Consider the following 20,346-nt stretch of genomic DNA (forward strand, 5'->3'; position numbering starts at 1 on the left):
ATGTCGACGCTATCCGGTGCGTGGTAGCCGAGTCAGGAGCAAATAGTCCCGACTTGATGAGGTCTTCTTCCTCCAGGCCGACTTCGAATCCCGCCAAACCGGCACAACGGTCGGCTGTTTGGTGTGTCGAAGCCCAGGCGGGCGCGGCTCGGCGTGACGGATGGCCGACATCGGTGTGGAATGGAGTCATTCGGCCCTGTTGCGGCGCGCAACGGCGATGCGAGCGTGGGTTCAACAGATTGTGCGGTCGTGGGGCGGTGTGAAAACCGAGGTGGGAGGTGCGAGGGGTGACGGAGGCCACCGACGAACTGACGACACTGTCATTGGGACAGCTGCTCGATGAATTGGACAGCTCTGCACAAGGTTTGACCGCGACCGAGGCGTCGCAGCGATTGCAGCGTTACGGCGCCAACGAGATAGCCGAGCAGCGGCGCAACCCGGTGCTGGTTTTCCTCGGATATTTCTGGGCCGCGATCCCATGGATGATCGAGGCGGCGCTGGTGCTGTCGCTGGCGGCTCGGCACTGGACCGATGCCGCGATCATCGCGGGGCTGCTGATGATGAACGGCGGGGTGGCCTTCGTCGAAGAACATCAGGCGGCCAACGCAATCGCCGCGCTCAAGCAACGACTCGCCGCTTCGGCTCGGGTGCTGCGGGACCGCGCGTGGGTGACCGTTGCGTTGCGGGAGCTGGTACCGGGCGACGTGGTGCGGGTCCGGCTTGGCGATGTGGTGCCCGCCGACGTGCGGGTACTCGATGACGTGACGCTCGAGGTGGACCAATCGGCCCTGACCGGTGAATCGCTCGCCGTGTCGCGCGGGCAGGGGCAGGTCTTGTATTCGGGCTCGGTACTGGTGCGCGGCGAAGCCGACGCGGTGGTCTATGCGACCGGCGCCGCCTCATATTTCGGGCGCACCACCGCGCTGGTCGGTGAGGCGGGTACGGTCAGCCACTTTCAGCGGGCGGTGCTGCGTATCGGCAACTATCTGATCGTGCTGGCCGCGGCGCTGGTGGCGTTGACGGTGGCGGTCTCGCTGATCCGCGGCAACGCGGTGCTCGAGACACTGGAGTTCGCGCTCGTGGTGACCATCGCCTCGGTGCCGGTGGCATTGCCGGCGGTGCTGTCGGTGACCATGGCGGTCGGTGCCCGCAAGTCGGCCCGGCACCAGGCGGTGGTCAGCCATCTGCCCGCGGTCGAGGAACTCGGCGGTGTCGACCTGCTGTGCTCGGACAAGACCGGCACTCTTACCCAGAACCGGCTGGCGTTGACGGCCCAGTGGACGGCACCAGGTGTCGACAACCACGATCTACTCGGGGTTGCCGCCATGGCTTCGCGCTCCGAGAACAACGACGCCATCGATCTGGCCGTGCTGGCCGCCGCGGGTGCGCCGCCCGAAGTGCACGTGCAGGGGTTCACCCCGTTCGACCCGGTGAGCAAGCGCACCGAAGCCGCCATCGAGGACTCAGACGGGCGGCGATTCCGGGTGAGCAAAGGAGCACCGCAGATCATCGCCGCGTTGTGCGGGCAAGACGGGGCCAGCAGCCAGGTCAGCGATGTGGTTGACGGATTCGCCAGCCGCGGGTACCGCTCTCTTGGCGTGGCCCGCACCGATGGCGACCAGACCTGGAGGCTGCTGGGAGTGCTGGCGCTGGCCGACCCCCCCGCGTGCTGACTCCGCCGAGACCATCGCTGCGGCAAGGGAACTGGGTGTCGAAGTCAAAATGGTCACCGGTGACCAGGTGGCGATCGGCCGCGAAATCGCCGGTCAGGTGGGGCTGGGGGAGAAGATCCTGGACGCGGGCACGCTCGACAGCGCCGTTGACGACGACGAGTTGACAGTTCGGGTGGAAGCCGCCGACGGGTTCGCCCAGGTGTTTCCCGAACACAAGTACCGCATCGTGCGTCTGCTTCAGGGGCGCGGGCACATCGTGGGCATGACCGGTGACGGTGTCAACGACGCCCCCGCGCTCAAACAGGCCGACGCCGGCATCGCCGTTGCCGGGGCCACCGACGCCGCCCGCGCCGCCGCCGACGTCGTGTTGCTGGCCGAAGGGCTGTCGGTGATCGTGCACGCGATCCGCCAAGCCCGCGAGATCTTCGCCCGGATGACCAACTACGCCACCTACCGAATCGCCGAGACGATCCGGGTGCTGCTGTTGATCACCCTGTCGATCGTCTTCATGAACTTCTTCCCGGTCACCGCGGTCATGATCGTGTTCCTGGCGCTGCTCAACGACGGCGCGATCTTGGCCATCGCCTACGACCACGTCCGGGAGGCGAACCGGCCCGCCGCCTGGGACATGCGCAGCGTGCTCACCATCGCTACCGCGCTGGGCATCATGGGGGTCGCCGAAACCTTCCTGCTCCTGGCGCTGGCCAAGCAGGTCTTTGGGCTGGATCAGGACCTGATCCGCACGCTGATCTTCCTCAAGCTATCGGTATCGGGCCATCTGACCGTGTTCGTCACCCGTACCCGGCATGCGTTCTGGTCCAAGCCCGCGCCGGCACCCATACTGTTGGTCGCGGTCATCGGCACTCAGACCGTCGCCAACCTGATCGCCGTCTATGGTGCGCTCATGACATCGCTGGGCTGGCGTTGGGCCGCACTGGTGTGGGCATACGCGCTGTTCTGGTTCCTCATCGAAGACCGGTTCAAGCTGGCCACCCACTACTGGCTCGACCGCCACGTGCGTCCCGACCGAACCCCCGGGCGCCCGAATCTTGTTCGAAACGCTGACAAGTGACGGCGCCGGCGTCGCCCCCGGCCAAGGGCAGCAGACCTGCCCCGGCGGGGCGCCAACGCGCGAGCGGACAACCCGACGGGGGTGAGCTTGGGGTCAGCGCGCTGGTGTCGATCGGTATCGGCGGCATGGTTGGTGGCGGGATCTTCTCCGTTCTGGGGTTGACCGTGCAGATCGCCGACGCGGGCGCCTACCTTTCTTTTGTTGCCGGCGGCGTGATCGCGGCACTGACCGGACGGTCCTACGCGTTGTTGTCGGTGCGGATTCGCAGCCGCGGTGGCACCGCGTTCTTCCTGGACAAGTGCTTCGGCACCGCGATCGGTGGGCCACTGAACGTGCTGCTGTGGCTGAGCTATTTCGTCATGTTGGGGCTGTACGCGGTGGCCTTCGGCAGCTACGGCGCGGTATTGCTGGGAGCCGACCCGGACGGGCCCTGGCGCCGCGTCCTGGCCAGTGGGGTGGTGGTGGCGTTCGCCGTGTTGAACCTCGCGGGCGCGCAGATCGTGGGCCGGGCCGAGTCGTTTCTGGTGTACGGCAAACTCGCGATCCTGCTGCTGTTCTGTGTGGCGGGGCTGGCCTTCGTCGACGGCAGCCGTGTCTCGCCCGCCCACTATCCCTCCTTCGGGGTGATTGTCTACGCCGGAGCATTGATCTTCCTGGGGTACGAGGGTTTTGAGCTGATCGCAAACGCCGCCGAGGACGCCCGGAATCCGCGTCGCAGCCTGCCGTTGGCATACCTCATCTCGATCGGCGTGGTGATCGTTCTGTACGTGCTCGTGGCGTTCGTCGCCGTCGGCAATCTCGATGTCGCGCAAATCGATCACGACCGCGACTACGCGCTGGCCGCCGCGGCACGCCCGTTCCTCGGCTCGGCCGGCTTTGAACTGATCGGGATTGCCGCGGTGATTTCCACGGCCAGCGCGATCAACGCAACCCTCTACGGCACAGGAAAATTCACCTACCTGATGGCCCGCAATGGGGAACTTCCGGCCGCCCTGGGAAAGCCGGTGTGGGATCGGCCCATCGGCGGCCTGCTGGCCACGACCGCCGGCACCCTGGTTGTGGTGAATGCCGTTGACATCGAAGGCATCAGCCTGATGGGATCGGCCGGATTTCTGCTCATCTTCGCTGCAGTCAACCTGGCGGTGCTGCGACTGCGCATCACGCGCCTGACCCGCGTGCTGGCCGTCACGGGTGCGGTGGCCTGTGTCGCGTCTTTCGCGGCAATGACGGCCTATGCGGCCGCGACGACGCCCGCTCACCTTTGCGTGCTGGGCGGGTTCTTGGTCGGTGCGATTGTCGTGGAAGGCCTGGTTCGATTGCGCGGGCGGCATGTGAGTAATCCGCCGATGCGACCCGAACACTGATCGTCTATTGCCGACCCGATCCGTGGCCGCCGGAAATGGTGTTCGATTACACCGATGAGCATCGACTTGACCCCAGCGCGGAGCCGCGTGCGATGAGCGCCCTGTTGGACGAGGTGCTAGACGCGCATGGGGGTCTTACCCGATGGCGCAACGCCGCAACCATCCACGCTCGGGTGCGCACGGGAGGCCTGCTGCTGCGGACCCGCGTCCCCGGAAATCGGTTAGCCGACTACCGCATCACGGTCACCGTTGCGCGGCAGCGGGTGGTCTTGGACCCATTCCCGCGCGCCGGGCAACGCGGTGTCTTCGAGCGCCCGCAGGTGCGGATCGAAAGCGACGACGGCCAGGTCCTGAGTTCACGAACGAACGCGCGCGCGGCGTTCTTCGGTCGCCCGGGCCTGCGGCGGAACATCCGTTGGGATCCGCTGGATTCGGTCTACTTCGCCGGCTACGCCATGTGGAACTACCTCACCACCCCTTACCTTTTGACGCGCGAAGGCGTCGAGGTCAGCGAGGTGCAACCGTGGCAGCAAGGGGGCCAGACGTGGCGCCGGCTCAGGGTCAGCTTCCCGGCTACCATCGATACCCACTCGCCCCGGCAGACCTACTACTTCGATGGTGACGGTCAGCTGCGCCGCCATGACTATGTACCCGAGGTAATCGGACACTGGGCACGGGCCGCCCACTATTGCGCCGAACCGATCGAGGCCGACGGGCTGGTGTTCCCGACACGTCGGTGGGTCCACCCGATCGGCCCCGGAAATCGCTCGCTACCCTTCCCGACGCTGGTCTCGATCCAATTGGCTGATGTGCACGTCGACACCGAGTAGTTCGGGCGTCGGGCACCGCGGTTAGCACGCAGACGTGTGGGTGCGGGTGCCAGGGGTCATCGGAGGGGTCGGTCTTCTCGCCATTCACCGCGCCCCGGCAATGCCGAAACGATTAGCCTTATGCCTACACACCACCGCGTACTCGTATCCGGCGCGGTCAATGCCCAGGGGCGAGAGGACGCTTCGAATCGGTTTGCGGCGTGCGGAAGGCGGGGTGAGGAGTCGGCGATGAGTGACGCGACCGCGGATTCGCGGGAGGGTTCGCAATTCGGTCCGTATCGGTTGCGGCGGATAGTCGGCCGCGGTGCCATGGGCGACGTCTACGAGGCCGAGGACACCGTGCGTGAGCGGGTTGTGGCGCTCAAACCCATGTCTCAGACGCTGTCGAACGACCCGGTATTCCGTACCCGTATGCAGCGCGAGGCTCGTACCGCGGGGCGGCTGCAGGAACCGCACGTGGTGCCGATCCACGACTATGGCGAGATCGATGGCCAGCTGTACGTGGACATGCGTCTGATCGACGGCAAGGACCTGGCGGCCATGCTGAAGCGGTACGGCCCGCTGCCCCCGCCGCGGGCGGTGGCCATCACGCGCCAGATCGGTTCCGCCCTCGACGCCGCGCACGCCGCCGGGGTGACCCACCGTGACGTCAAGCCGGAAAACATCCTGGTCAGCCGCGACGACTTCGCCTATCTGGTTGATTTCGGCATCGCCAGCGCTACCTCGGACGAGAAGCTGACCCAACTGGGCAGCACCGTGGGAACGCTCTACTACATGGCCCCCGAACGATTCAGCAGCGGGGATGTGACCTACCGGGCCGACATCTATGCGCTGGCGTGTGTGCTGTACGAGTGTTTGACGGGCTCTCCGCCCTATCAAGGTGACCAGCTCAGCGTGATGGGCGCGCACCTCAGCCAGCCGATTCCGCGGCCGAGCGCCGCGCGACCGGGCATGCCGGCGGGTATCGACAACGTGATCGCCCGTGGCATGGCCAAGGACCCGGCGGACCGGTATGCCACCTGCGGGGACCTGTCCGAGGCCGCCTACGCGGCGCTGGCCACACCCGACCAGGATCGGGCCACCGACATCTTGCAGCGCAGCCAGGTGGCACAGCTGCCAGCCGGATTCGCGAGTACCCCGCCCGGCGGTTTTGCGCCCAGCTCGCCGGCGGTGCCGGTTCCCGGGTCCGCGCCAAGCACCGGATGGCCGGCGCCGTCGGTTCCCGGCACGCCGGTTGCACCCAGCGCACCCGTGCCGACGCCGTGGGCCGGCGTTCCAGGCTGGGGCGTGGGACACACCGGAACCACCGGTGCGCCGCCCTGGGGGCAACCGCCGCCGCAGCCCACCGGTGCGGCCAAGACCTGGCCCTGGATCGCCGCGGCCGTCGCCGTGGTGGTGGTCATCGCGGGTGTGCTGGGTGTAGTCATTGCGCACCCTTGGCGCTCGCCGGGGCCGCCGACGGCAAGCGGCCCGCCTCCGCCGCCGCCAGATGAGGTGCAGCTTCGGGTGCTCAATGACGGCGTGTTCATCGGCAGCTCCGCGGCGACAACCACCATCGACATCTTCAATGAGCCCATCTGCCCGCCCTGCGGTGCGTTCATCAGGTCATATGCCAGCGACATCGACGCGGCGGTGGCCAACAAGAAGCTGGCGGTGCGTTATCACCTGCTCAACTTCCTCGACGAACAGTCGCACACCAAGACGTACTCGACTCGAGCGGTGGCGGCCAGCTACTGCGTCGCGGCTCAGGACGATCCCAAGGTCTACACCGACTTCTATGCCGCCCTGTTCGCCAGCGACTTTCAGCCCCAGGAGGGCGCCGCATCAGATCGCACCGACGCCGAACTGGCCCATCTGGCGCAAACCGTCGGCGCCAACGGCACCGCGACCAGCTGCATCAAAGCGGGAAACGACATGGGTACCGCCCGAACCAAGGCGGCGGCCGCTGATGCGACGTTGTCCGAACTGAACGCCAGCGGGACGCCCTTCGTCTGGGACGGGAGCAAGTCCATCGATCTGCAGAATCCGAGCTGGCTGAGCAAGCTGATCGGATAGTTCCAGCAGCTCGGGAAACGCGTAGTCCTACTCATTCGCCCCGGCCCGCGGCTACGCATGCTTGGTTGCATGCGAAAAAAGTCGCTTACCCCTGACCCCGCCGCGCTCGCCGGGTCCACCCCGCCCGGGCGGGACCGTGCTGTCGACGTCGTACGACTGAGCGCCCTGGTGGTGGTGATGTTCGGGCACTGCGCGCTGCTGCTGGCCACCATCGACTCCCATGGGGTGCGCATCGGCAACCTGCTCGGCGAGCTTCCAGCGTTGACCCCGTTGACCTGGCTGGTTCAAGTCATGCCGTTGTTCTTCCTGGCCGGCGGCGCGGCGGGCGCATACGGTTGGCATCCGACCGAGCCCGCCGTGCCCTGGGGCGCCTGGCTATTGACTCGGGCGCAGCGGCTGTGTCGGCCGGTGTTCTGGTATCTCGCGGCGTGGACGGGTGCCCTGGTTGTGGTGCGCGCGACGCTGGGTGCGCAGTCCGCGGCCGGACTCGGGCGAGAATGCGTCGCGCTGTTGTGGTTCCTCGGTGCCTATCTGGTGGTCCTTGCCTTCGTGCCCGCCTTGACGCGACTGCGGACGGGGTATGGGATCGCCGCCGTCTCGGTGACCCTGCTGGTGCTGGCCGCCGCGGTAGATCAGATTCGTTTGGCGGTGGGCACCGTCGAATCGGGGGCCGCAAATTTCTTGATCGTGTGGCTGATCCCCGTGGCGCTCGGTGTGGGCTACGCGCGCCGGCTGATCGGCCCGCGCGCAGCCCTGGTCGCCGCCGTCGCCGCGTTCGCCGCACAGCTGCGCCTGGCAGGCACCGGCGTCTACGACGTGTCGCTGGTCGTGACCGGAGCCGACCGGATGTCGAACGTGGCGCCACCGACACTGCTGCTCGCGCTGCACTGCACCTGGATGTCCTGCGCGTTCGTTGCGGCCGCGGCAGTCATCCGGCGCTGGGCGGCACGGCCGCGAGTCTGGCAGCTGGTCGCGATGGGCAATGGGGGAGCCATGACGCTGTACTTGTGGCATATCCCGGCCATCGCTGTGGCCGCCTTTGTGTTGCATGCGGTCGGGCTGGACGCTTTCGACGAGCACACACTCTGGTTCTGGGGCCTGCTGGCGCTGCGCGCCGTGGTGTTCACCCTCGTCATGGCGGCGACGTTTTGGCTGCTGTCTCCGCTCGAACATCGCCGGCTGCCTTGGTGGGACGAACCAGTGCGTGCCGTCGGTGCCCGTGCCAGCGCCGCCGGTTTGCTGGTGTGTGGCGCCGGTGTCGCCCTGCTGTTGGTGGCCAAGAACGGGCTCAGCGGCGCGCCCGGGTGGGCATCGCTGGGGTGTTTCCTGGTGGCGTTGGTGGCGGCGCGGGCCATCACGGGCCCGCCGTCCGGGGCGGGCGAGGCTGAGCGTGCACCGGCGGCGGTGCCGCATCGGGTAGGCTAGGCCGCGCGGTCAGTCCGGCTCGCCGTACTCGTCGAACCAGTACGCGAGTTTGCCCCGCCGGCTCACGGCACGAAGCCGGGATTCGGCTGCGGCGCGGGTCTTGCTGGTCGTCACGATGAGCAGTTCGTCGCCACGCTGGATCCGTGTGTCGGGCATTGGCACGAACGTGTGCCCTTTCCGGATGATCAGGGTGATCACGGCTGGATCGGGGAGCCGCAGTTCGAGCACGGTGACGTTGTGCAGCCGCGACGGCGGTTGCACGGTCATCGTCACCAGCTCCGCGTCGAGCACGTCCAACGGCGCCGCTTCGACCTGGATCTCCCGGGTGGCTTCGCGCGATATCAGCCCTAGCAGATGAGCGATCGGGCGCAGGCTCGGGCCCTGTACCAGGGTGAACACCACGACCAGCATGAACACGATGTTGAGCAGGCGGTAGCTGTCGGGAACGCCCGCGACGATCGGAAAGGTGGCCAACACGATAGGAACCGCTCCACGCAGCCCGGCCCAGGATAAAAAGACCTGGTCGCGCCACGGGATGCGAAAGCCGGACAGCGAGAGCACGACCGACAGTGGTCGGGCGACCAGCAACAACAGCAGACCGACGACGATCGCCGCGATCAGGTCGTGGATCACCTCGATCGGTTCGACCAGTAGCCCGAGCAGCACGAACAGGCCGATCTGCGCCAGCCAGCCGACTCCTTCGGCGAACGACCGGGTGGCCGAGCGGTGCGGCAGTCCGGTGTTGGCCAACACCACCGCGGCCAGGTATGCGGCGATGAATCCGCTGGCATGGCTCTCGCCGGCGGCTGCGAACGCGACCAGCCCCAGCCCAAACGTGGCAATCGGGTACAGGCCCGAGGCGGGCAGCGCGATGCGCCGCAACGTGAACGCGCCGAGATATCCGATTGCCAGTCCGATCGCCGCCCCGACGACCAATTCGAAGACCAGGGCTTCGAGGGCGGCTGCTGGCTTGAACGCGAAGGGCACCTCACTGAACATGAGCACCAAAATCACCGCGGGCGCGTCGTTGAAGCCGGATTCGGCCTCGAGCAGTCCGGCCACTCGCCGGGGCAGGGGCAGGACTCGCAAGACCGAGAACACCGCCGCGGCGTCGGTCGAGGAAACGATGGCCCCCAATAACAGCGCGGCCTGCCAGCTGACGCCCAGTACCAGGTGCACCCCGAGCGCGGTCACGACCATGCTGACCATCACCCCGACGGTGGCCAGCGTGGCCGCCGGCGCCAGAACTTTGCGGATATCGCTGAATCGGGTGGTCAAACCGCCCTCGACCAGGATCAGTGCCAGCGCGGCCGTGCCCATGTTTCGGGCGAGTTCCACATCGTCGAACCGCAGTCCGAACCCATCCTCGCCCACGATGACGCCGACCAGCAGGAACAGCAGCATGCTGGGAAAACCCACCCGCGTTGCCAGCCGGGTACCGGCGATGCTGGCCAGCAGCACGAAGCCGCCGATCAGCATGGCCAGGTACAGCTGCTGCAAGCTCATTGTTCCCGTCCCGATGTGTCTCGGCGGCGTGTTGGTTCTGCGTCGGATTTCGTCGTTTTGCATGGTTATGCCTCGCTGAGCGCGCTACGCCCGGTTGGGGTTGCGAGCAGGCGGCGACCTAGCAGCGACACAGGTGTGTTACCAGTACATACATACCAGCTAGTCGAAGCCGCAGGCCGCTCGGTGTGTACCGGGTGAAGGTCTAGGCCCGGATACGACAAGATGGCTAGGTGCCGGTTGTAAGGATGCGGGTCGGGATTGCGGGTGCGGGAAAAGTCGGTCGTTCGGTTGCCCAGGAGCTGCTCGACGGCGGCCACAAGGTGCTGTTGATAGAACGCGAACGCGACGACTTCGAGCCGAATTCGGTTCCCGCGGCGGATTGGCTACACGGTGATGCGTGTGAGTTGTCGACCTTGCAGGAGGCGGGTGCGCAGACCTGCGACGTGGTGATCGCCGCCACCGGAGACGACAAGGCCAATCTGGTGGTGGGTTTGCTGGCCAAGACCGAATTCGGAGTGCCCAGAGTAGTGGCGCGGATCAACGACCTCCGCAACGAGTGGTTGTTCGGCCAGGCCTGGGGCATCGACGTGGCGGTGTCGACCCCGGGTGCCATGGTCGCCGGGATCGAGGGGGCCATCGATGTGGGCCACCTGGTTCGCATGATGGGGCTGCGTGAGGGCCTGGCGGCGCTGACCAAACTGACCCTGCCCAGCGACAATCCGCTGGTCGGTAAGCGGGTATCGGAGTTGGAACTGCCCAGCAACACGGCGCTGGTCAGCGTGCTGCGCGGTGATGCGGTGCGGGTGCCGCAGCCCGATGACACGCTCGAACCCGGCGATGAGCTGCTATTCATTGCCGACAGCTTTCTGGAGCGCTCGGTATGGGCCGCCGTGTACAGCACGATGCCATCGCGCGCGCCGCTCGGGCTTGCGGGGCGGCCGTCGGGACTGCGCAATCGGCGCGGTTGAGGGTCGGTGCGCGGCGCGCCATGCCCGGTTGCCGGGCGGTGTCGCACGGCTTCGGTAGGGTCCATCCGCGTGAATCCAAGCGTCGCAACCAAGTCTGTAAACGCCCGTCTCGCTGAGGAACTGGCCATCGCGGAGGCCCAGGTGGTCGCCGCCGTCAGGTTGCTCGATGACGGCGCAACCGTCCCGTTCATCGCCCGCTATCGCAAGGAGGCGACCGGCAGCCTCGATGATGGGCAACTGCGCACCCTCGAGGAGCGCCTGCGCTACCTGCGGGAGCTTGACGAGCGCCGCGCCGCGGTGCTGGCCTCCATCGAGGAACAAGGCAAGCTGACCGACGAGCTGCGGGCCACCCTGATGGCCGCCGACACCAAGGCGCGGGTCGAGGACATCTACCTGCCTTACAAGCCCAAGCGCCGGACCAAGGCCCAGATCGCTCGTGAGGCCGGTCTGGAGCCCCTGGCGGACCGGCTGCTGTCGGACCCGACGCTGGCCCCGGAGTCCGCGGCCGCGGAGTTCATCAGCGACGACGTCGCCGACGCCGCGGCGGCCCTGGAGGGGGCGCGGCACATTCTGGTCGAGCGGGCCGCCGAGGACGCCGAGCTGGTCGGCGCGATTCGCGAGAAGTTTTGGTCGGACGCTTCGCTGCAGACGGCTCCCTGGTCCGCCGACGTCGTCACGACCGCTGCGGCCCAGAAATTTCGGGATTACTTCGAGTTTTCCGAGCCGCTACACACCATGCCGTCACATCGGGTGCTCGCGGTGCTACGCGGCGAAAAGGAAAAGGTCCTTTCACTCAATTTCGACTGTGGCGAGGACAGCCCGTATGAGGCGATGGTCGCGGCAACCCTGGACATCGACCTATCCGCAAAGGCCGCGGCGACCCCGTGGCTGGCCGCCACGGTGAGTTTCGCGTGGCGCATCCGGCTGATCTCGTCGGCGACCATCGACGCGCGGGTCCGACTGCGACAGCGCGCCGAGGTGGACGCCGTCTCGGTCTTCGCGAAGAACCTCAAGGACCTGCTGCTCGCCGCCCCGGCTGGCGCACGAACGACCCTCGGCCTTGATCCCGGCTTCCGGACGGGCGTGAAAGTGGCCGTCGTCGACGGGACCGGCAAAGTGGTGGACACCTGTGCCATTTATCCGCACCAGCCGCAGCGGCAGTGGGACACGGCCAAGGCGACCCTGGCCGCGCTGATCGCCCGGCACCGGGTCGACCTGATCGCCATCGGCAACGGCACCGCCTCGCGCGAGACGGATGCCCTGGCGACCGAACTGATCAGCGACATCCGTGGTGCCGGGGCGACACCACCGGCCAAGGCCGTGGTGAGTGAGGCCGGGGCGTCGGTGTATTCGGCGTCGGCCTATGCGGCTCACGAGCTACCCGAACTGGATGTCACCCTGCGGGGTGCGGTGTCGATCGCCCGGCGGCTGCAGGACCCGCTGGCCGAATTGGTGAAGATCGAGCCGAAGTCGATCGGGGTGGGCCAGTATCAACATGACGTGACGCCGGGGATTCTCGCGCGCAGCCTTGACGCCGTGGTCGAGGACGCGGTCAATGCGGTGGGCGTCGACCTCAACACGGCGTCGGTGCCGCTGCTGGCGCGGGTGTCCGGGGTCTCCGAATCCTTGGCCGAGGCCATCGTGGCCTATCGCGACAACACCGGTCCGTTCCATAACCGCCGCGCGCTGCTGGAGGTTCCGCGGCTGGGCCCGAAAGCCTTCGAGCAATGCGCCGGCTTTCTTCGGATCCGCGACGGCGAAGATCCCCTCGATGCTTCGGGGGTTCATCCCGAGGCTTACCCCGTCGTCCGGCGCATTCTGGACCGCACCGGGGTTGCGCTGGCCGAGATCATCGGCGACGAACGGTCGTTGCGATCACTGCGGCCAGCGGATTTCGCCGATGACCGATTTGGCGTCCCGACCGTGACCGACATCCTCGCCGAACTCGAAAAGCCGGGGCGCGATCCGCGACCGGCCTTCATCACCGCCACATTTGCCGCCGGTGTCGAGAAGGTGGCCGATCTCAAGGTGGGCATGGTTCTCGAGGGTGTGGTGACCAACGTCGCCGCGTTCGGGGCTTTTGTGGACGTCGGTGTGCACCAGGATGGCTTGGTGCATGTCTCGGCGATGGCTGAGCGCTTCGTGTCCGATCCGCACGAGGTCGTGCGGTCTGGACAGGTGGTGCGGGTCAAGGTCGTCGACGTGGACGTGGAGCGCCAGCGCATCGGGCTGAGCCTGCGGCTGAACGACGAGCCCCAGCGTGACCGGGCCAACCGCGCCGACCGCGCCCCGAAGCCCAGTGGCGGCGCTGACAGCAAACTCCGGCGTGACCAGCGAAATCCGCACCATGTCAAGGGGGCTGGTCGCCGGGATAGCAGCTCATCCGGAAGCTCCATGGCCCAGGCATTGCGCGACGCCGGCTTCGGGAAGTAGCCGCGACGGCGGCGCCACCGCGACCAGATGGGCCGGGCCGGTCGTGATCGCATCCGACCAGGGCCGGTGTCGGGGAGTGGAGCAAATGCGTTGCGACACGGTTACAGACGGGTACCTATCGGGGGATCGATGATCACAAAAGCCCCATAGATCACTATCGTCACTTCAGCCTACTGCGGACGTCAACGTGATGTTCGGGCGCTGGAAGGTGTTACATGTCGACGATTCATCGACTCGTGTCGTTATCGGTGGCGTCGGCGGCCGCATTCGGGTTCATCGGTGGGGTGGGTCTCGCGCCCATGGCTTCCGCCGTGCCCTGCAGCGGCGATGCAGCGAATGCGCCGCCACCGGCGAACGCGGTGGTGACCGCGCCGTCATCGAAGACCCTCGGCCCAATGACGCGGGGGCTGCGGCCGCGGGGCGCCAACGAGCGTGCGCCCCTGCCCAAGCTGGGCCCCTTGTCACGACTGCTCAATCCGGGTGCTCGGCGCTCCGCACCGGTGCAACAGCAGGCTGCGGTACCGGCGCCGGCGCCGCCCAACCCGGCCAACCAGGCTCCCAATGCCACCCAGATCGCTCCCGATGCGGCGCCCATCCCGGCCCCGGCCCCGCCGCCACCTCCTGATGGGTCGGATGCCGGTGGGGCACTTGGCGGTGCGACGACGTCGCTGGCGGAATGGGTGACCGGACCGGACAGCCCCAACAAGACCCTCGAGCGATTCGGCATCTCTGGCACCGATCTGGGCATCCTGTGGGATAACGGCGATCCCGCCAACCATCAGGTGCTGATGGCCTTCGGTGACACGTTTGGCTATTGCGCTGTCCGCGAGCATCAATGGCGATACAACACGCTGTTCCGCAGTCAGGACCGTAACCTGGCCGACGGACTGCACGTGACTCCCGGCGATCCAGTCAACCGGTACTCCGGTTCGCCGATCAGCCAGCCGGGCTTTTCCAAGCAGATCATCAGCAGCATCAAGTGGGCGCCAGACGAGACGGGGATCATTCCGACGTCAGGCATCGCCGTGGGCAAGACCCAATATGTCAGCTTCATGTCCATCCGGGACTGGGGCCGCGACGGTGAGTGGACGACGAACTACTCGGGCATCGCGGTTTCCAAAGACAATGGCCAGAACTGGGGAGTTTTCCCGGGGACCATCCGCGCGTCCGGGCCCGATAGCGGACGAGTGCGGTTCGTCCCGGGCAATGAGAACTTCCAGATGGGGGCATTCGTCAAGGCCAACGATGGCTACCTCTACTCGTTTGGCACCCCACCGGGGCGTGGCGGTTCGGCCTACCTGGCGCGCGTCCCGCAGCGTTTCGTGCCCGATCTCACCAAATACCAATATTGGAAAGGTGATTCGAATTCGTGGGTGGCGGGAAAGCCGGGTGCGGCCACACCGGTCATCCCGGGCCCGGTGGGTGAAATGTCGGCTCAATACAACACCTACCTCAAGCAGTACCTGGTGATGTACACCAACGGTGGCAACGACGTGGTGGCTCGCACCGCCCCGACTCCGCAAGGCCCCTGGAGCCCGGAGCAGATGCTAGTCTCGTCGTGGCAGATGCCCGGCGGCATCTACGCACCGATGATGCACCCGTGGTCCACCGGCAAGGATGTGTACTTCAACCTGTCGTTGTGGTCGGCATACAACGTGATGTTGATGCACACGGAACTGGCATAGCAGGGGGATCAGGTCAACGGGCGGTTCTTGCGCACTACCCGGTACATGCCCCAACGGACCACAACCGGCATCACCACCCGGTGCACCGACCAGGACGGAAGGCGCAGCGAATGGCCGCTGGGCAGAGAGACTTCCAGCCCGTCGGGCTGGATGCCCAATAGCGAACCCCAGCGCCGCCGCGGCGCCCGATACGAGCGCAGCGGTTTTCCGGTGAACTCGGCGCGAATGTTGTTCGCCACCAAGGTATCGCCGCGATTTCGTGCCGAGCTGCGCAGCGGATCGCTGGCAGCCACGTCGCCGACCGCGAATACGTCGCGCCGGCCGGGGACCCGCAACTGCGGGGTCACGCGGACGAAACCATGATCATCGAGTAGCTGCGCGGGCAGCCAGCCGGTGTTGGGTCGTACCTTCCCGATCGCCCACAGCACGGCATCGGCGTGGGCCTCGGGTTGTCCGGTGGTCCACCGCACCGGTGCATTGGTGATCTCATCGCCGGTGAACCCGTCGGGGGTCACCGCGCGGTGGCCGGGATGAAGACCCACGCCCAGTCCGGTCAGCCGGCCGCGGATGCGCTGCCAGGCCCGGGGATGATAGGCCGTCAACGGGCGTTCTCCCGGGAAAAAGAGGTCAATCCTCTTGTCTGGCCAGGTGGTTGCCATGTTGACGGCGCTGCTCACCGCCGCCGCGCCGCCGCCGATGACGATCACCGATGCGGCGGCGGCCAACCTGTGGTGTGCGGCCTGCAGCTCGGCGCCGATGTCGGCCGGCGACTGCAATGTCGGCCGACGCCAGAAGCCGTTGCTGACCCCGGTCGAGATCACCAGGGCGTCATAGGCTTCGGCGAATGTCGTGCCATCATCGCAGCGGACCAATACGGATCTGGCGGCAAGGTCGACGCCGGTCAGTTCGGCCTGGATCGTGTGTACCCGGTCCAGACGCCGGAACTTGTCGAACGCAATCCAGTAGTCGCGGGCCCAATCCTGCGGGCGGGTGAGCCGCACGCCGAGCTCCTGGCCGCTCACCAGGGCGGGTTTGGCCGAGATCCCCACCACGTCATAATGGCGGGACAGCCGGATGGCGATCAGCACTCCCACATCACCGAGCCCGGCGACGACAATGCGCTTGCGGTTCATCTCATCGATCGCCGGGGCGGTCGGGGCACAAAGCGCGGCACTCGATCGACTACGTCGCGATACTGCGGGCGCCGTTGCAGATTGCGCGTTTCCATCATCGGAATGCTGGCGCCCAGGAACATGGCAAGCATCGCGCCCGCACCGGCGAACAACCACCACGCGTCCGATGGGGAAGCGGACACGCCGAACAAGGCCAAAGCAAACCAAAAGCCGAATTCCCCGAAGTAGTTGGGATGCCTCGACCAACTCCACAACCCATGGTCCATGACCGCACCGGGGCGCCGGTCGCGGACGAATGCGTGCAGTTGACGGTCCGCCAGGAATTCGAAGGCCACCGCTGCCAGACCCACCGCGAAGGCGACGATTGTCAGCCAGCGAACGCCGGGGCCGGCGCGGGTGATGCTGACATAGGCGGGCAACATGCCCGCGAATACTTGCACGGTGGGTATGAGGTGTATCGCCACCAGATCGCCGACGAATTCCCAGCGGCCAGCACGCTGCCGCAGCAGGGGGTAGCGCCAATCCTCGTGGGGTAGCCCCGCAAATCCGCGGACCCAGTTCGCCGTCAGGCGCACCGCCCACACCCAGATCACGATGGTGATCAGCCAGCAGCGCAATCGATCAGCCGACGATCCAGCGTGAGCCCACCAATACAGTGCCAGCAGCGGTGGGACGACACTCCTGTACGCGTCATAGAAGCTCGAGTTGCGGTAGGCGCGGCTGAAGGCGAACACCACCAGGGTGGCGAGCACGTCGGCCGCCAACGTGTCCAGCCATAGCCGTCCGGTGGTCGGCCCCCACGCCAGCCAGGCGGCGCCCACCCCGCCTGCGACGACGTAGGCGCCGCTGATGATCGTCAATGATCGTCGTTTGGAGGTGGTCATTGGCGGGCGAAGCCGTTGGCACGCATCAACGCGCGCCTGCATGATGGGCAATTCACTTCGGCTGCTCCACTTTTCACCGACCGCCTGCCGGCGTGTGACGGACTGCCCCGGCCAGCCGGTGTCGCGTCACCGCCGGGCGAACTGTAACACGTTCTATTGATGCCCCGGTGAGTCGCACCTCGGTGGAGTAGCAATCGGTGTCGGGGCGGTTTCTGCCCGCGTGCGGGTGAGAAGCCTGCGCCGGCCGTTGGTGTGGCGGCAGGCGGCTACGGGCCGGGCTCCGTTTGAGCGTCGGGCGTTGAGGCGCTCTGCTCGCGGTGGGAGGTTCCTAGGGTGCGGACGCGCTGTCCGAACTCGATGAGCGCGTTCTCCAGGTGCTCGCGAGTGAAGTCCGGCCACAGTTCATCGAGGAACAACAGTTCGGAGTAGGCCGATTGCCAGAGAAAGCCGTTGGACAGGCGCCGGTCGCCCCCGGTACGGATGACGAGGTCCGGATCTTGCATCTCGGGCGCGTAGAGCAGCCGGTGGAACGCCTCCACGCCACCGCCGGTCTAGCGCTCTGCGGCATCTAGCACCTCCTGGCGGCCGCAATAGTTGAGCGCGGCGAACAGCGTCATGCGGTCGTTGTGGGCTGTTGCGGCCTCGGCGCGATCGATAGCGTCAAGCACGTTGTGCGGTAGGCCACCGTAGAGCGAGAACTGCGTGAGACCCAGTTCGCAGGCATCGCGGAGGCGCTTGGCTGCCCAACGTCCGTTACCGTGGGACACACAGCCACATTGAGCGGAAATCGTCTAGCTGTCACATCCGAGCGGTCCTTGGTATCTGCATGAATGCCGGTCTGTGGATCCGACAATTGCATGCGAAGCAAGTGATCGATTGTGGCCGATAATATCCGACGCAGCAGCCGGCATCGCGGCGGTATTCGGTTCTAGTTCCAGCATGCGGTCGCAGCGTTGTATCGCTGAGATTGTGCGCTGGAGTTCGGCCCGCATGGGCGATCGCCGGTCCAGATCCGCGGGCGTCAACGTCTCGCCGAGTCCCCGTCTACCTGGCGTTATTCGGGTCGTCCTGGCGATGACCGAATGTGTCGCGATCATCGCATTGATCCTATTCACCTCGGTGTGCGCTGCGATTTGACGGAGGCGTGGGAATGCTCTCGTTCGCAATCTCGGCCCTTCTTCGCCGGCATTGTTGCCCCGCGACTTGTCCGGCCACAACATGGCCCGCGGCGGAGCGGTTTTGCACCCGGAACTCCGCGCGAGGCGTACGCGCTGGGCACCCTTTAGGAATCGGCCTCGATGTGGAGTCGAACCAGTCGCGTGGTGCTGCTTTCGTCGAGATCCACCAGGTCGCTGCGGGAGCGCAGGAAATCGCTGAATGACTTGAAGCCGAGAGATTTTTCGCTGAACGATGGATCCATTCGCTTCATCTGCGCCTTGACCGCAGAATTGTGCAGCCATTCGGCATCGTCCTTCTCCTGCCCGATGCGAAGGGCGCGCTCGAGCAGCCCGGTGGCGGCGGTTTGTGCGTCCAGTGGTGTCGGCTCGTCGCGATCGGCGGCGTTCGACCGACGGCTGCGCTTCTTGGCCGCGGGTGCGGGCAGGGTAGGTATCCCGGGAAGGGCGTCGTAGGTGACGAACTCGTCGCAGGCGGCGGCCAGCGACCCGCTGCTGGCGCCCGCCACGCCGATCCCCACGACGTAGCGTCCTAAGCGCTTGCAGCGCTGGGCAAGAGCGATGTAATCCGAGTCGCCGCCAACGATCACCACGTGCGTCAGATCGGGTAGCCGAAACATGTCCTCGACCGCATCGACGGCTAGGTCCTGTCTGCTAATTGCGGACGCGGTGGTAGGTGATGATGGCGGCCAGGGTGACACCGCCGAGGTAGGTCAGGGCGTATTTGTCGTAGCGGGTGGCGACCGCGCGCCAGTGTTTGAGCCGGTTGAAGCTTCGCTCGACGGTGTTGCGGTGCTTGTAGATTCGGCCTGAGAACCCCGGAGGCCGTCCTCTGTTGCGGCCTTTGGCTTTGCGGCGGGTGATCTGGTCGCTGCGCTCGGGGATGGTGTGGGCGATCTTGAGCCGGCGCAGCTGTGCCCGCGTCGAGTCATGGGAGTACGCCTTGTCCGCCAGCAGGCGATACGGGGCGTATGAGTTGCTGCGCCGGGCGGCCAGCAGTGGCCAAAGCATCGGATTATCACCGGCTTGACCGGCCGACAGTGCCAGGGTGACCGGACTGCACAGCTGGTCGGTCAAGGCGTGGATCTTGGTAGTCAGCCCGCCGCGGGAACGCCCAATGGCGTGGTCATCGGGCTCATCGAGATATTTCTTGTAATTCGACAGATCCCCCTGTGTGGCGCCCGGGGCGCTCCGGCTGCGTGTTGGTGGGCGCGCACACTGGTCGAATCGACCGACAACAGTGCGCCCAGGTCGGCGTCCTCGGCGTCGAGGTCAGAGGCGATCGCCGCGAAGATCCGCGCGTAGATGCCATCGACCGACCAGCGTAGATGCCTCTCGGCCACCGATTGCCAGGGACCGAAGTGCTCGGGCAGGTCACGCCACGGAGATCCCGTACGGTAACGCCAGATAATGCCCTCCAGAGTACGTCGATGATCGTTCCACGGCCGGCCACGCCGCCGCCCCGCAGGCAACACCGCCACGATCAGCGACCACAAATCATCAGAAATCGCATGCGTCCGCATCACCCAAACAGCATCAGCCAAAACACCATTCACATTAAGCAGACACGCCCTAGTCGAATGTCGGCCCCGTTCTTGCCATAGGAGGCGGCTGGGAACAGTTGGACCAGGTCAACCGCGCGGCCCACCAACTGGCCGTGATAGCCAGCATTGACGTCGGCGGACCAGTCCGCGTACGCACGGGTGAGGACCAGGGTGCCGAACGAGGAGGCGAAGTCGATGATCGCACCCAAATCGACGGTCGCCAGCTGCAATCGTTCTTGTTCCAGGCCCTTGGACTTGTCCCGGTGGAACGTGTTTCGGCCGTGGACTTGCTCGTAGCGCGAGATCACGATGTTGTCGAAGTCGAAATAGACCGCGACGCGAGATGCGCTGGTTTCGGTCATCTAGCCGGCGTCGTCGTCTGTGACTCGGGCAAGTCTGCTGCTGAGAGTTTTGCAACCATCCGGCTATCGTGCCCCTCGAAGTGCGACGCCATCAAGCTGGCAGTCGCCGGATCGCGGTTTCGACGACCTCGACAGGGATGGTCCAGGCCGATTGAGACAAATATTGCCGGCACAAACTCTCAACAGGGCTTCGGGAGGCCTCTGACCGTATCGAAAGATGCTGAATGCGAGTTATTT

10 protein-coding genes and 5 pseudogenes are annotated in these 20,346 nt (G+C 66.2%); 8 read left to right on the plus strand and 7 right to left on the minus strand.

Translation table 11 applies throughout. From position 1 onward, the window contains the following. Nucleotides 1-287 precede the first annotated feature (287 nt). From G6N41_RS17415 to G6N41_RS17435, 5 genes and pseudogenes are all read left to right on the plus strand, one after another. A pseudogene (locus G6N41_RS17415) lies at nucleotides 288-2,745 on the plus strand (plasma-membrane proton-efflux P-type ATPase). Continuing rightward, the gene (locus tag G6N41_RS17420; RefSeq protein ID WP_231608561.1) at nucleotides 2,742-4,109 is read left to right on the plus strand and encodes an APC family permease; all 1,368 of its coding nucleotides are present in this window, start codon (nucleotides 2,742-2,744) and stop codon (nucleotides 4,107-4,109) included. The pseudogene G6N41_RS17415 and the gene G6N41_RS17420 overlap by 4 nt, the downstream one beginning before the upstream one ends. Before the next feature lie 92 nt (nucleotides 4,110-4,201). Beyond that, nucleotides 4,202-4,939 carry a hypothetical protein gene (locus G6N41_RS17425; RefSeq protein WP_038581537.1) on the plus strand — a complete coding sequence of 246 codons (738 nt, stop codon included), beginning with the start codon at nucleotides 4,202-4,204 and terminating at the stop codon, nucleotides 4,937-4,939. A gap of 228 nt (nucleotides 4,940-5,167) precedes the next feature. Next, nucleotides 5,168-6,994 carry a serine/threonine protein kinase PknE gene (locus tag G6N41_RS17430; RefSeq protein ID WP_198965243.1) on the plus strand — a complete coding sequence of 609 codons (1,827 nt, stop codon included), beginning with the start codon at nucleotides 5,168-5,170 and terminating at the stop codon, nucleotides 6,992-6,994. Nucleotides 6,995-7,063: 69 nt separating this feature from the next. Continuing rightward, nucleotides 7,064-8,419, plus strand: a complete 1,356-nt coding sequence (locus G6N41_RS17435; RefSeq protein ID WP_198965244.1) for an acyltransferase family protein — start codon at nucleotides 7,064-7,066, stop codon at nucleotides 8,417-8,419. 9 nt (nucleotides 8,420-8,428) lie between these two features. On the opposite strand, the gene G6N41_RS17440 is transcribed toward G6N41_RS17435, so the two are convergent. Beyond that, nucleotides 8,429-9,925 (minus strand): potassium/proton antiporter, encoded by a 1,497-nt coding sequence (locus tag G6N41_RS17440; protein ID WP_036455645.1) that lies wholly within the window; start codon nucleotides 9,923-9,925, stop codon nucleotides 8,429-8,431. A 245-nt stretch (nucleotides 9,926-10,170) separates the two neighbouring features. Here G6N41_RS17440 and G6N41_RS17445 point away from each other — a divergent pair, with 245 nt between their 5' ends. The 3 genes from G6N41_RS17445 (at nucleotide 10,171) to G6N41_RS17455 (ending at nucleotide 15,011) form a co-directional block, all read left to right on the plus strand. After that, nucleotides 10,171-10,893, plus strand: coding sequence for a potassium channel family protein (locus G6N41_RS17445; protein ID WP_020728860.1), 723 nt, complete (start codon nucleotides 10,171-10,173; stop codon nucleotides 10,891-10,893). Nucleotides 10,894-10,962: 69 nt separating this feature from the next. Next, nucleotides 10,963-13,326: a Tex family protein gene (locus tag G6N41_RS17450; RefSeq protein WP_198965245.1), complete on the plus strand. Its 2,364-nt coding sequence runs from the start codon at nucleotides 10,963-10,965 to the stop codon at nucleotides 13,324-13,326. Between the two features lie 215 nt (nucleotides 13,327-13,541). Continuing rightward, nucleotides 13,542-15,011: a DUF4185 domain-containing protein gene (locus G6N41_RS17455; RefSeq protein ID WP_198965246.1), complete on the plus strand. Its 1,470-nt coding sequence runs from the start codon at nucleotides 13,542-13,544 to the stop codon at nucleotides 15,009-15,011. 8 nt (nucleotides 15,012-15,019) lie between these two features. On the opposite strand, the gene G6N41_RS17460 is transcribed toward G6N41_RS17455, so the two are convergent. The 6 genes and pseudogenes from G6N41_RS17460 to G6N41_RS17485 all read right to left on the minus strand — a co-directional run. After that, nucleotides 15,020-16,144, minus strand: a complete 1,125-nt coding sequence (locus G6N41_RS17460; protein ID WP_198965247.1) for an FAD-dependent oxidoreductase — start codon at nucleotides 16,142-16,144, stop codon at nucleotides 15,020-15,022. Further along, nucleotides 16,141-17,028, minus strand: a complete 888-nt coding sequence (locus tag G6N41_RS17465; protein ID WP_198965248.1) for a DUF1295 domain-containing protein — start codon at nucleotides 17,026-17,028, stop codon at nucleotides 16,141-16,143. Before G6N41_RS17465 ends, G6N41_RS17460 begins: the two co-directional genes overlap by 4 nt. A gap of 266 nt (nucleotides 17,029-17,294) precedes the next feature. Beyond that, nucleotides 17,295-17,795: pseudogene (locus G6N41_RS17470) on the minus strand (undecaprenyl diphosphate synthase family protein). A 515-nt stretch (nucleotides 17,796-18,310) separates the two neighbouring features. Beyond that, nucleotides 18,311-18,847: pseudogene (locus G6N41_RS17475) on the minus strand (NYN domain-containing protein); the annotation flags it as partial. Nucleotides 18,848-18,857: 10 nt separating this feature from the next. Next, nucleotides 18,858-19,729, minus strand: a pseudogene (locus G6N41_RS17480) (IS5 family transposase). 47 nt (nucleotides 19,730-19,776) lie between these two features. After that, nucleotides 19,777-20,109 (minus strand): annotated as a pseudogene (locus G6N41_RS17485) (NYN domain-containing protein); the annotation flags it as partial. Between the last annotated feature and the right edge of the window lie 237 nt (nucleotides 20,110-20,346).

Source organism: Mycobacterium shottsii, assembly GCF_010728525.1.
Lineage (GTDB): Bacteria > Actinomycetota > Actinomycetes > Mycobacteriales > Mycobacteriaceae > Mycobacterium > Mycobacterium marinum.